Here is a 12,976-nt window from a genome sequence, read left to right as displayed (position 1 = left end):
GGAAACCCCAAAAAATGAAAATAATAATTAATGCTATTTGCATTTGGCTTTTTGTATTTTCAACCTGTGCCCAGGCAATTACCGGCAAGGATAAATGGGTAGCGCTTATTTTTGATGAGGGACCCTCCCCCGACAAAACCGAGCCACTGTTAAAGCGGCTCGAATCTTTGGAAGTGACCGCCACTTTTTTCCCTACAGGGCAGGAAATGGAAAGGTACCCGGAGCAGACCCAGGCAATCATTCAGGCTGGGCATCAGTTAGGCAACCATGGTTACTCACACACAAACCTTTCCCAGATGCCTTTGAGCAGTGCCAAGGAGGAGATTAAAAAAACCTGTCGGCTACTACAAAGTAATGGCTATACCAGCAAGCCCATGTTCCTCCCTCCTCACGGAAAGATGTCTGACGAGCTGGGCACGCTTTTAAGTGATCACCAGTTCAAGATTGCTCACTGGGATATCGATCCTACTGAGCAACTGCAAGCAGGCGGCGCACAAGTCGCAGCTGACTATATATCCCAAAAGGCAAAAGACGGAAGTGTGGTTCTGCTGCATCCCATGTATGGTCAGCACCATCAGGTAATGGAAGCCCTGCCCCTCATTACTGCGCAACTCAGGCAAAAGGGCTTCCAGTTTGCCACACTGGAGCAACTAACCCTGATGAAAGCAGGCGACCATTTGGAACCTGTGGAGCGGGACTCTATCAATTAGCGGAACGGGAGCCTAAGGCTCCCTCCACCCTGTTGGGAGCCTCTTATGTTGCGCTGGGCTGTCACCTTCCTGGTTATTGCGCTGATCGCCGCCTTCTTTGGCTTTAGTGGCATCGCTTCGACCGCAACTGAAATAGCCAAGATTCTGTTCTTTATTTTCCTTGTGATGTTTGTGCTGGCACTGATTTTCGGCAGACCCAAGTAGAACAGCCGCCCAAGGGCGCCTGTTATTACTTCTTGTGAGGCACTCGGGTCGGCGCCAGGCTGAGTACTTCAGCAATGTGATTGGCCCCCAGTACCATCTCCATTACGCCCAACGCCTCAAGAATCTCATCATCACCGGCACCGAGCTTTCGCGCAGCGGCAATCAGGTGCTCGCGATGGTCATCAGGGGCGCTGTTGGCATTGCGCGCCAAGTCAAACAGGGCGTGCTCTTTTTCAGAAAAGTGCACATGCTTGGGGTCAGTGCGAATCCGCATCACTTCATCGGTTTCCACCCCAAGCATTTGCAGAGACATACTGTGATGGTAAATGCCATAGTCACAGTGGTTATCGGCTGAGACTGCCAGGCCAATGGCTTCTTTCAGCTGCGCCGACAAACAGCCGTGAATCATCACCGTCTTAAACTTGTACCAGTTTGCCTCAAGCAATCCCGGGTGTTGGGCGTAGACACGGAACAGACTGGGGATTCCCCCCAGCTCGTCATCAATCTCAGCAAAAACCCTGGCTACATCATCGGAAGTTGGGTGCTCGACCAACGGAATACTGCTCATTATTCACCTACCTGTCATCGCCGGGTGTCCAAGTGGCATAAATTACTTTCTGGCACGACATAACACTGTATATAATCACAGCATGAGAAAGATTATCCACTGTGATTGTGACTGCTTCTACGCTTCGGTCGAAATGCGTGACGATCCCAATCTTCGTGGACGCCCTTTGGCCGTTGGAGGCAGTAGCGACCGCCGCGGAGTGATCTCTACCTGCAACTATGAAGCCCGCAGCTATGGGGTTCGCTCCGCAATGCCTACCGCCCAGGCCAAGAAACTGTGCCCTGATTTGATTGTAGTACCCGGCAACATGGCTAAGTACCGGGAGGTCAGCGGGCAGATACGGGAGATATTTCTCGACTACTGCGATGATATTGAGCCCCTATCCCTGGACGAAGCTTTCCTGGATGTCACCGACAGTGGCCGCTGCCACGGCAGCGCTACCCTAATCGCTGAGGAAATCCGGCAACGGGTGCGCGATACCCTGGGTATCACTATTTCTGCCGGGGTGGCCCCGAATAAATTCCTGGCCAAAATTGCCAGTGATTGGCAGAAGCCCGACGGATTGACAGTCATTACGCCAAGCGAGGTCGATCAATTTGTTTTGCGCCTGCCTATCAACAAAATACACGGCGTGGGACGGGTGACCGCAGAGAAAATGCATCGACAAGGCATTCGCACTTGCGCGGATTTACGCAATTTTTCACAAGTTGAACTGAGTAAGAAGTTTGGCAAATTTGGCCGCCGCCTTTACGACCTTTGCCGTGGTGTTGACGATCGCCCGGTAAGCGGCGATGGCTCCCGCAAGAGTGTTAGTGTCGAGCGCACCTTTCGCGAAGACTTATCCAGTTTTGACGAATGGCTGGAACAGCTGACAGAGCTGTATATGCGTCTGCTGGAGCGCCTGGAAAAACTCGGCGATCGTTACGAAGTAAATGGCGCCACCGTTAAAGTAAAGTACGCAGATTTTACTACCAGCACCCACGAGCGCAGCAGCCGTGCCGGGCGTATTTCTGAATTCCGCCAGCTACTGAAGGAGTGTCGAGAAAAACGCCCTGCTCCTATCCGCCTTCTTGGGGTAGGCCTGCGACTCACAGACCTCCGGGCGGGGCAAGGCCCTGTCCAATTGCCACTACCCTTGCCGGAGCAAGCCTCTTTTTGACGTTTGATTGCTTAATTAGGCGCATCATCACCTATCGATAAATCTGGCGTTGGCCCTTACCCGAGCAACCACCTCTCAAACCAGGGGCAACTATACTTCGCAAGCCCGAAGATTCGTATCTGTCGTACCGTGACATCGGCTGAAATTATAAGTACTGGCCAGAGAATAATTGCGACGCAGAACCATACTACAATCTTCTTTATTGACGCCGCATAAACCAATACTCGGCCAGTGGTTCGAGGCGGGATAATTTGCGTACGGAGGCTCAAGACATTGTCTCTCAAAGAGTTACGCCAGCTATCTGACGAGGCGCTATTCCAATACTACAAGGAGTCGCGCAAACCTGCTGTGTTCCGTCAACTCTACGGCCGTCATAAAGATTCCCTGTATCGCTACTGTATGCAAATGGCGCCGTCTTCATCCACTTTACTCTTGCAAAAACTCTGGCGTGGTCTTTTGGAAAATCCGCCAGAACTGCACGGGCGCCTGCTTAAAAGTTGGCTTTACATCCAAGTCAATAAATTGCTCAAGCTTGAGGAATTTTCCAGTTCGAAGAAATCCGCGCAAGAGTCTCCCCAGCAGAATAGAATTCTCGCAGCGATTCAAAATTTACCTTCTCAATTGCGCAATGTTTTATTACTGCATATGGAATGCAAGCTGCCACTGGCAACCGTGGCTGACATCGAGCAGCTCTCTCTCAATAAATGCCGCACCCTATATCATCGCGCCCGCACCGCACTGGACGAAGCGATATACGGTTCGGAGAGAAGACCTTGGCAAGTAGAAGTTATCGAAGAGTAATCGAGTTAATGCTATGAGCAATTGGGAAAATCAATATTTTAAAGAAGCCGAGACGTTGACTTCCCCGCAGCAGCTGGATGACGATCTATATAAAACAGCCCAAACCTATAAGCCGAAAGTAAACGTCAATCATCTACTCTCTCGTGCAACAGTAAGTTGTAGCTTGGTAACCGCCTTGCTATTGCTTCTTCATCCAGCTCAACACCTGGGTGCCTTCACTCACAAGGCAAATTCCACCGAGCAGCATTTGTACGAGCCGGCATTAAGGGATTGGAAAGAAACTGTGATGGCAGTTACCCCAGCGCCAGATCCCTGGCTCGCACTACGCAATCAGGTAAATAGTGGCGAGTATGTTGCCTTGTGCCACTATTGGCGGGCAGAACAGCAGGATGCAAGTGAAGAATCCCTACCCGATGAATTACGTAAAAGTGCTAAGCGTCACTGCCGGATTTTATCGAGCACGGCTTCAAGGAGCTAGAAACAACTGATATCAAGTTCAAGCGGCCAATTCAAATTCTCACTCCCTATACAGTCCCAACTTAGCCACTACACTGTGGTGGGCATCTACGGTGCCGGTGGTCCTTCTGCCGGAGAAAATCCAGTACTAAAGTCAGTAATCAACCAACTTCATGGGCGGATATTCTCCCACACACGAAAGCTAACTATTTACCGTTACCTTAAAAATGGGGTTTCACGCAAAAAAGCAGCGATATTGTTTGGCTACAGCAGAGGGGGAAATGCTGCGATAAAAATCGCCAATGCGCTTGGTCGCCAAGGCATCTCTATACAATGCCTGGTGATATTTGATGCCCACAGCATCAATGACAAAAGAAAATTCAAACTCAAATATGACAATATCAAAAGGGCTTACAACTTCTTTCAAAGAAACCCCAGAACCGCCGGAAAATATGGCTGGTGGGGTATAAACCCCTACTGGGGATGCACCCTATTCTCACCATTTATCGAAGTCCAACAATTTGACTTTACTGGCGAGTACTACAAAAAAGGGATTCCCGCTTCTCACTTGAATATTGTTCGCATGGGTCTCAACACCCTTAAACAAGAAGAAACATTTTTGTAAACTCGCCTTAAACAACTCTCAAACAGATCGAAACCACCACTTTCCACCACGACTTAGAAAAATGGTGGTCCGGCCTTATACTGACCCCACTACGTAATCTGCAGAAAAATCCACTCTGCAACTAAAGCTGGCTTCGCCTCGCCCTCTATTTCCATAGTTACCATCAGCTTAATTTGATACTGGGACTCTTTTTTCTCCGTAATATCCAGTATTTTCCCGGAGACGCGCACCCGGCTACCGGTCTTTACAGGGTTGATAAAGCGGACTTTATCCAAGCCATAATTCACCCCCATATAAGCACCTGCAACCGTTATCTGTAGAGCACCTACAAAATAAGGCAGCAGTGACAGTGATAGAAATCCATGGGCAACCGTTCCACCAAAAGGTGTTTTCGCAGCGGCCTCTGGGTCTACATGAATAAACTGTCGATCCAAGGTGCACTCAGCAAAGCTATCAACTCTCTGCTGGTCAACTTCAAACCAGTCTGTGGGCTCTGTTTCAAAACCAATGTAATAGCCGAGGCTATCAGGTGAAATTTCTACAGGCATCGAAGGCTCCTTTTCGATTCTCTATTCGCTTTCTCTGCGACTCCCAACCTCAATAGGCCGAGAGACCGCCATCTACTGCCAGTGCCTGCCCGGTAATGTAAGTCATTTTTGGGGAAACCAGCATCAACATGGCCGCTACGACTTCTTCCGGCTTACCCAGGCGTTTCATCGGGCAACCCTCAGCGAGAAACGCTTGAACTTGTTCAGGGCTGGCATCTTCAGTTGCAATATCGGTAACCATCGGGGTGAGGCAATAGAAGGGGCAAATCGCGTTTACACGGATACCGTACTTGGCATTTTCCATCGCAGCCGTTTTGGTCAGGCCGATCACACCATGTTTTGCCGCTGCGTAAGAGGCTATCTTGGGAGCACCGCCCAGCCCTGCCATAGAGGAAACATTAAGTACAGCTCCGCCGGTCATCTTCAATAGGGGCAACTGGTGTTTAAGCCCCAGGAAAACCCCCTTAAGGTTAACGTTGTACTGAAGATCCATCATGGCCTCATCTGTCTGCTTAAGAGACATCATCGGAGGCGCGATTCCAGCATTGTTAACAGCGATATCCAGCTGTCCAAACTCTGACTGAGCCAGTTGCGCCAGAGCAGCGCAATCAGACTCTTGGGAAACATCACAGCGCTGGGCGCGCACAGCGATATTTTGGCTTCCCAGTTTGTCCGCCAACTGCATCAAGGCCTCTTCATTGATATCTCCCAATACCAAACGAGCGCCCCGAGAACCAAGTTCCTTGGCCAATAATTTTCCAAATCCACTGGCAGCACCGGTAATCAATGCGACTTTATCGCTAAAATCGAGAATTGGATCATGCATGGTTAAATCCCCCCACACGAAGTCAAACCACCATCTACAACGACACACTCTCCAGTCGTGTAACTGGAAGCATCGGAGACCAAATACAAAACGGTGCCCGCCATCTCTTCCGGCTCCGCATGACGGTGCATGGGAATATGGCCAACAGCAGTTTTATAAATATCCTCGTGGGAAAACAATGCCCCAGCGAATTTGGTTTTTGTAAGCCCTGGTAGTAAAGCATTCACCCGGATATTAAATTGCGCACACTCCTTGGCAAACGCTTTGGTCATATTGACCACCGCCGCCTTGGTAATTGAGTAAATACCCTGCCCAACACCCGGCTGCAAGGCATTCACTGAGGCGGTATTTACAATAACGCCACCACCCTGCTCTCGCATCAACTTGCCGGCTTCTACCGACATAAAGAAATAACCGCGTATATTGACCTCTACCGTCTTTTCGAAGGCCGCTAGATCAGTATCAAGAATATGACCAAAATAAGGGTTGGTTGCCGCATTGTTGACCAAAATATCCAAGCGACCAAATCGCTCGCGAATATCGCCAATAACCTGCTGGATATTATCCATATTGCCAATATGGCAGGGGATCGCATCGGCACAGCCACCGGCATCCACAATTGCATCGGCTACGGCCTGACACCCCTCAATTTTTCTGCTGGAAACCAAAACATGGGCACCCTGCTCAGCCAAAAGTTTTGCGATGGCCTCACCAATACCTCGACTGGCACCCGTCACCAGGGCAATTTTTCCCGAGAGATCAAAAATATTCTTTGCCATTTCTTATCCTTATAATTTCAGAAGTTAACCGTTAGCAGCGATATCCAATGCAGCTTGTGCGAGGGGTTCTACCAGGGCTCCCAGTTTTGCCGCATTTTTATTGGAGGCATTGCCGTCTTTTGCACGCTTTACCACCCCCTGAACAATCGCAGCCAGGCGGAAGAAGCTAAATGCCAAATAAAACGGCCAATTATCAATCCCATCAATACCCATTCGCTGGCAGTATTTGGCCACATACTCTTTTTCGGAGGGGATGCCCAAGGCCTTTATATCCAAGCCTAATAGGCCGGACATTTTGTCTTTGCCAGCGGGCATTCGCATTTGCATACACTGGTAAGCGAGGTCGGCATAGGGATGTCCCAGTGTGGAAAGTTCCCAATCCAAAAGCGCTATGACCTTGGGCTCCTGAGGATGGAAAATCATATTGTCGAGCCGGTAATCACCGTGCACCAATGCGATACGCCCATCATCATCCGGTAAAACGTCACCCAACCAGGCCATCAACTCATCCATTGCCGCAATGGGCTCCAGCTCAGAGGCTCGATATTGAGTGCTCCAGCGGTCCAGCTGCCGCTGGAAGTAATTACCAGGTCGGCCGTAATCCGAAAGGCCTACGGCATTAATATCCAAACTGTGCATGGCCGCCAGTACACGATTCATTTCATCGTACATAGCGCTGCGCTGCTCGGCGTCAACTTCCGGCAGTGCCGCACTCCAGAATATCCGGCCCTCACAATATTCCATTAAATAAAACATAGAACCGATTAGGTCCCGGTCTTCACAGAGGTGCAATACTTTGGGCACCGGCACATTAGTATCGGCGACTGCCGACATTACCCGGTACTCCCGATCTACGGCATGGGCAGATTTCAATAACTTGCCCGGAGGTTGGCGCCGCAAAACATAAGATCGCGCCGCAGTTTGCAACTTGAAAGTGGGGTTAGACTGGCCACCGGGAAATTTGGTGACCGTTACAGGCCCACTGAAACCGTCGACTTTGCCGGACAAATATTCTTGCAGTCGCTCAACAGGCAGCTCTTCCACAGAGCTGCGCAAATTGTTTACCGTCTCAGTCACTGAGTCCTCCATGATTTTCTGCGGCGGCATAGTGAGCTGCCAGGTTTCTGCCCAACTGCATCATATGAACTTGATCGGGACCATCCGCCAGACGGATAGTCCGAGCATAGGCATAGTGGTGGGCGAGACTGTAATCCTGCCCCAATCCCGCAGCGCCGTGAATCTGTATGGCGCGATCTATCACCTTACAAGCCATCTGTGGCGCAACAATTTTTATCATTGCGATTAAATCTTTGGCCGCCTTATTACCCAACCGATCCATTTGCGCAGCGGCCTTCAGAGTCAGCAGGCGTGCCTGCTCAATTTCGCAGGCGGATTTGGCAATATCTTCCCGCACCGATCCCTGCTTGCTCATCGGGCGACCAAAAACAATGCGCTGCTCCGCGCGTGCCGACATCATCTCCAGCGCTCTTTGAGCCTGACCAATTAAGCGCATACAGTGGTGTATCCTGCCCGGCCCCAAGCGTCCCTGGGCAATTTCAAAACCGCGCCCCTCTCCAAGAATTAAATGGCTTGCGGGCACCCGGACATTTTCAAAAATCACTTCCGCATGCCCTTCCGGTGCATCGTCATAACCGAATACCGTCATCGGGCGAACTATTTTGACTCCAGGCGTATCAGTGGGTACCAGGATTTGCGATTGCTGCTGGTGACGATTGGGATTTTCCGGGTCGGTCTTACCCATCACAATCATCACTTTACAGCGTTTATTCATCAGGCCACTGATATAAAACTTGTGGCCGTTAATAACGTAGCTATCGCCATCGCGGATAATCGACGTTTCGATATTAGTGGCATCGGAGGAGGCAACCCGGGGCTCGGTCATAGCAAAGGCAGAGCGAATTTTTCCATCCAAAAGCGGAGTTAACCATTGTTCCCGCTGGGCCTCAGAACCGTACTGAGCCAAAACTTCCATATTGCCGGTATCCGGGGCATTACAATTAAATACCTCCGATGCAAAAAGCACTTTCCCCATTTCCTCAGCCAGGGGCGCATACTCCAGGTTATTGAGCCCGGCACCGTAACGGGAATCCGGTAAAAACAGATTCCAGAGTTCCGCTTCCCGGGCTTTAATTTTTAATTCTGCCAAAATCGCCGGCTCTCCCCAGCGATCCTCCTGCAACTGCTGCATAAATATCGCTTCGGCGGGATAGATATACTCCTGCATAAAATTTTGCAGGCGTTCCAGCAGTCCTTTTACTTTGTCTGAGTATTCAAATTCCATCGCTACCTGCCCGATCAACTGTAAGTGATATGTTCGTGACGCCCATCCCGATCCAGGTGCGGCACATGATTGAAACTGTGCAGACTGATATTTTCTGCACTGAAAAATAAACGGCTAACGGCTGTGTTTTGGATTTGCATATTGAGATTGGCGACGGTGGAAATTGAGCCGCCCAATATTTGCGTCAACATCATGGCAATGGCACCACCCGAACTAACAACCAGGGTTCGGCTGCCTTTGGGGCTATCGCAAATGTTTTTAAGCGCATCTGCGATTCTGGCTTCAAAATGCGACCAGGTTTCCGGTGGACTGATCTCACCGGCGGCCCAAGCCAGCATCCCCTGCTTCAGGAATCGATAAAAATCGGCGCGACTGGCACCTGCTCCCGGTGCCCGATCCGGGTATAGTTCGCTGTAATGCTTGGCAACCGCTAGAAAATCAAATTCATTAAGCTGGGTGAGTACACTGCGGGTATTTTCACCGGGGATTTCCAGCCCCTCGCAAATGCCGTCCAAAGTTTGCCGGTGCCGGGTTAGGTTGCCACACAGCAACCGGTCGAAACGAACACCCTTATCCCGCCAGTATTCACCCAACCAGCGCGACTGTTGCCAGCCGGTATCGGAGAGATTGTCATAGTCATCGGCCCCAAATGAAGCCTGTCCGTGACGTACCAGAATAAATTCAGCCACCTATTTCCCTCCCCTTTTGATCTCCCCAACCCTATCTCCAGCATTTGAATCATCAAAGTTTATTATGCGAATATTGAATCATTCATGAGAGTGATGGTGGTGACAGCAATGCAATTACAGCGGATCGACATGAACCTCTTTCCCGTGCTGGAGGCGATATACACAACCCGAAACCTGACTCGTGCCGCTGAGCAACTGCATATCACCCAGCCGGCTGTCAGTAATGCCCTGGCGCGACTTCGCCGTACGTTAGACGACCCACTATTCACTCGCAGCCCCACCGGTATGGCACCGACGCCACTGACTGAGAGCATTATGCCGAAGGTCCAGGAAGCTCTTTCTCTACTGGGGGCAAGCCTTAGCGAGCAGCGTCATTTTGTGCCACAGGAAGCCAGAAAAACCTTGCGGCTCTCCATGAACGATATGGCGGAGACTTTCCTTTTACCTAGGCTGCTGGAAGTGCTGGAGCAGGAGGCCCCAGGTATTACTGTCGAGTCTTTCCAGGTCCCAAGGGAGCAGCTGGTCAAGGAATTGGCCGCCAACACCCTGGACTTTGCCCTGGATGTTCCCGTACCCACTTCCCCACACATAAAACAACAGCGACTGATGAACGATCGCTACCTGTGTATGTTGCGCCAGGATCACCCCTTGGCGGATTCCGCCAGCCTTACCCTGGAACAGTACCTCAAGCTGGAACATATCCATGTCTCCAGCCGTCGCAGTGGTCCTGGCCTGGAAGATATTGCCCTGAACAAGTTAGGGCGCCGTCGCAATGTGAAATTGAGGGTCCAGCACTACCGGGTCGCACCGTTAGTGGTATTGAGAACCGACCTGGCACTGACAGTCCCCGCCAGCCTGGCGCGACAGTACTCAGCCCGATTGTTTGAGCTTCCGTTTCAAATACCGCAAATGGACTGGCACCTGCTGTGGCATAAAAATCAACACGACGATCCCGCCAATCAATGGCTGCGAAACAAGTTGTTAAGCTTGGTAGAGGAGTAAATGAGCCTCTGTATACGTCGAGACAGGGAACCCTTAAAAAACACTTTATTTATAGATGAGAATGGGACGCATCAAGGTTAGACGGGGCCCGTAATTGATCACTGAATTCGACCGGTTAAGTCACTGTTTCACAGTGGGCCGTCTTGTTATCCTGCTGGGCAACGATATGCACTTTTTTGCATATACATAAATGAACCCTAAAGGTTACAAGAAGAGAAATTTGCCATGTCCCAAGCCTACCCTAATATGCTTGCCCCCCTGGACCTGGGCTTCACCACCCTGAAAAACCGGGTGCTGATGGGCTCCATGCACACCAACCTGGAAGAACACCCCAATGGCTTCACCCGTTTGGCGGCCTTTTTTGCCGAACGTGCCCGCGGTGGCGTTGGCCTGATTGTAACCGGTGGTATTGCCCCGAACGAAGAGAGTGGCGTATTCCAGGGCGCTTCGAAGATGACCACTTCGGAAGAAGCCCAGCAGCACCGCGAAGTCACCGATGCTGTTCACGCTGAGGGCGGCAAGATCTGTATGCAGATCCTGCACACCGGCCGCTACGCCTACAACGAAAACCTGATCGCACCCTCTCCCATCCAGGCGCCGATCAACCCCTTCACCCCGCGCGAATTGACCAGCGAGGAAATCGAAGGCCAGATCGATGACTATGTACGCTGCGCCACCCTGGCTCGCGAAGCCGGCTATGACGGTGTGGAGATCATGGGCTCCGAGGGTTACTTTATTAACCAGTTCATCGTGAAACGCACCAACAAGCGTACCGATGAATGGGGCGGCTCCTTCGAAAACCGTATCCGCCTGCCGATCGAAGTTGTGCGCCGCGTACGGGAAGCCGTCGGCGAGAACTTTATTATTATTTACCGCCTGTCCATGTTGGACCTAGTGGAAGATGGCAGTGACTTCGATGAAGTAGTGGCTCTGGGCCAGGCTATCGAAAAAGCTGGCGCCACAATTATCAATACCGGCATCGGCTGGCACGAAGCGCGCGTTCCCACTATTGCCACCAGTGTTCCCCGCGCGGCATTTACCGATATCACCGCCAAGGTGAAAAAGCACCTGTCTATCCCGGTAGTTGCCAGCAACCGTATCAATGTGCCGGAAGTCGCCGAAGAAGTTCTGTCCTCCGGCCAGGCTGACATGATCTCCATGGCACGCCCCTTCCTGGCAGACTCTGAGTTCGTCAACAAAGCCGCCGAAGGCCGCGCCGACGAGATCAACACTTGCATTGGCTGTAACCAAGCGTGTCTGGATCACACTTTCCAGCTGAAACTGACCTCCTGCCTGGTAAACCCCCGCGCTTGTCACGAAACCGAATTGAACTACCTGCCTACCGACAACGTGAAAAAGGTAGCTGTAATCGGCGCCGGCCCTGCGGGCATGGCCGCATCTACCGTTGCCGCAGAGCGTGGACACGAAGTAACCCTGTTCGAAGGCAGCGATAAGATTGGTGGCCAGTTCAATATCGCCAAGCAGATCCCCGGCAAGGCAGAATTCCAGGAAACCCTGCGCTACTTTAAGCGCCGCCTGGAAGTCACCGGTGTTGAAGTAAAACTTAATACCATCGCCACAGCGGAAGACCTGCAATCTTTTGATGAAGTGATTATTGCTACCGGTATCGAGCCGCGCACTCCACCGATCCCCGGCATTGAGAGCGATAAAGTCCTGGGTTACCTGGATGTACTGAAGCACAAGAAGCCGGTTGGCGAGAAGGTTGCCATTATCGGTGCCGGCGGTATCGGCTTTGATGTAGCGGAGTACCTGACCCACGATGGCCCCCACTCCACTGAAGATGAAGTGGTCGCCAGCGATAAGGAAGAATTCTTCAACGAATGGGGTGTCGATATTGCCCTGGAGAATCGCTCCGGCCTGAAGCCTCGCGAAGCAGTAAGCTCTCCGCGCCAGGTATACCTATTGCAACGCAAAACCACCAAAGTGGGCGCGGGCCTGGGTAAAACCACCGGCTGGATTCATCGCGGCAGCCTACAGCATCGCAAGGTAGAGATGATTGCCGGTGCCCTTTACGACAAAATTGACGATAAAGGCCTGCATATCCGCGTTGGCGAAGAGGAAAAGGTACTGGAAGTCGACAATATTATTGTCTGCGCCGGTCAGGAGCCCGCACGCAAGCTATACGAAGCTCTGCAAGAGCGCGGCGTAACCACCCACCTGATTGGTGGCGCTGATGAAGCCGCAGAACTCGATGCCAAGCGCGCTATCGACCAGGGCTCACGTCTCGCTGCCGAGATCTAATCTCCCGGCGATCACAAAATAAAATACCCCCGTTGACCAGAGTTG

At 51.4% G+C, this 12,976-nt stretch carries 15 protein-coding genes; 8 read left to right on the top strand and 7 right to left on the bottom strand.

The features are described from left to right. Positions 1-14 precede the first annotated feature (14 nt). Entirely contained in the window at positions 15-710 is a 696-nt protein-coding gene (locus tag ACJJIY_RS11670) for a polysaccharide deacetylase family protein (RefSeq protein ID WP_413664917.1), read from the top strand. Between the two features lie 45 nt (positions 711-755). After that, positions 756-914, top strand: coding sequence for a DUF1328 domain-containing protein (locus ACJJIY_RS11665; RefSeq protein ID WP_282931841.1), 159 nt, complete (start codon positions 756-758; stop codon positions 912-914). A 25-nt stretch (positions 915-939) separates the two neighbouring features. Here the strand turns inward: ACJJIY_RS11665 and ACJJIY_RS11660 are convergent, their stop codons facing one another. Beyond that, the gene (locus ACJJIY_RS11660; RefSeq protein ID WP_444898118.1) at positions 940-1,482 is read right to left on the bottom strand and encodes a carboxymuconolactone decarboxylase family protein; all 543 of its coding nucleotides are present in this window, start codon (positions 1,480-1,482) and stop codon (positions 940-942) included. A gap of 82 nt (positions 1,483-1,564) precedes the next feature. On the opposite strand from ACJJIY_RS11660, the gene dinB reads away from it, so the two are divergent. The 4 genes from dinB to ACJJIY_RS11640 all read left to right on the top strand — a co-directional run bounded on the left by dinB (position 1,565) and on the right by ACJJIY_RS11640 (position 4,523). Further along, positions 1,565-2,641, top strand: a complete 1,077-nt coding sequence (gene dinB, locus ACJJIY_RS11655; RefSeq protein WP_444932594.1) for a DNA polymerase IV — start codon at positions 1,565-1,567, stop codon at positions 2,639-2,641. A gap of 273 nt (positions 2,642-2,914) precedes the next feature. Then, on the top strand, positions 2,915-3,442 hold the full coding sequence (locus ACJJIY_RS11650; protein ID WP_444912463.1) for an RNA polymerase sigma factor: 528 nt from the start codon (positions 2,915-2,917) through the stop codon (positions 3,440-3,442). A 13-nt stretch (positions 3,443-3,455) separates the two neighbouring features. Then, positions 3,456-3,920: a hypothetical protein gene (locus ACJJIY_RS11645; protein ID WP_444898121.1), complete on the top strand. Its 465-nt coding sequence runs from the start codon at positions 3,456-3,458 to the stop codon at positions 3,918-3,920. Between the two features lie 78 nt (positions 3,921-3,998). Beyond that, the gene (locus tag ACJJIY_RS11640) at positions 3,999-4,523 is read left to right on the top strand and encodes a hypothetical protein (RefSeq protein ID WP_445357961.1); all 525 of its coding nucleotides are present in this window, start codon (positions 3,999-4,001) and stop codon (positions 4,521-4,523) included. 89 nt (positions 4,524-4,612) lie between these two features. Here the strand turns inward: ACJJIY_RS11640 and ACJJIY_RS11635 are convergent, their stop codons facing one another. Genes ACJJIY_RS11635 through ACJJIY_RS11610 form a run of 6 tightly spaced genes read right to left on the bottom strand, consistent with a single transcriptional unit; the run spans position 4,613 to position 9,667 of the window. Continuing rightward, positions 4,613-5,071 (bottom strand): MaoC family dehydratase, encoded by a 459-nt coding sequence (locus ACJJIY_RS11635; RefSeq protein ID WP_445357960.1) that lies wholly within the window; start codon positions 5,069-5,071, stop codon positions 4,613-4,615. A gap of 49 nt (positions 5,072-5,120) precedes the next feature. Then, positions 5,121-5,897, bottom strand: a complete 777-nt coding sequence (locus tag ACJJIY_RS11630; RefSeq protein WP_445357959.1) for an SDR family NAD(P)-dependent oxidoreductase — start codon at positions 5,895-5,897, stop codon at positions 5,121-5,123. 2 nt (positions 5,898-5,899) lie between these two features. Then, positions 5,900-6,676, bottom strand: a complete 777-nt coding sequence (locus ACJJIY_RS11625) for an SDR family oxidoreductase (RefSeq protein WP_282931833.1) — start codon at positions 6,674-6,676, stop codon at positions 5,900-5,902. Between the two features lie 24 nt (positions 6,677-6,700). Next, positions 6,701-7,753 (bottom strand): phosphotransferase, encoded by a 1,053-nt coding sequence (locus tag ACJJIY_RS11620; protein WP_445357958.1) that lies wholly within the window; start codon positions 7,751-7,753, stop codon positions 6,701-6,703. After that, positions 7,746-8,978 (bottom strand): acyl-CoA dehydrogenase family protein, encoded by a 1,233-nt coding sequence (locus ACJJIY_RS11615; RefSeq protein ID WP_282931831.1) that lies wholly within the window; start codon positions 8,976-8,978, stop codon positions 7,746-7,748. Before ACJJIY_RS11615 ends, ACJJIY_RS11620 begins: the two co-directional genes overlap by 8 nt. Positions 8,979-8,992: 14 nt before the next feature. Next, complete coding sequence (locus tag ACJJIY_RS11610) at positions 8,993-9,667, bottom strand: histidine phosphatase family protein (protein WP_445357957.1); 675 nt, start codon at positions 9,665-9,667, stop codon at positions 8,993-8,995. 108 nt (positions 9,668-9,775) lie between these two features. On the opposite strand from ACJJIY_RS11610, the gene ACJJIY_RS11605 reads away from it, so the two are divergent. Both ACJJIY_RS11605 and ACJJIY_RS11600 read left to right on the top strand, forming a co-directional pair. Beyond that, complete coding sequence (locus ACJJIY_RS11605; protein ID WP_445357956.1) at positions 9,776-10,669, top strand: LysR family transcriptional regulator; 894 nt, start codon at positions 9,776-9,778, stop codon at positions 10,667-10,669. Positions 10,670-10,894: 225 nt separating this feature from the next. After that, complete coding sequence (locus tag ACJJIY_RS11600) at positions 10,895-12,931, top strand: oxidoreductase (RefSeq protein WP_413664906.1); 2,037 nt, start codon at positions 10,895-10,897, stop codon at positions 12,929-12,931. Positions 12,932-12,976: the final 45 nt, after the last annotated feature.

Source organism: Microbulbifer maximicatervae (SeqCode) (assembly GCF_052468155.1).
The sequence above is the reverse complement of the archived record's forward strand: the minus strand, read 5'-3'. Positions and strand labels throughout refer to the sequence as shown.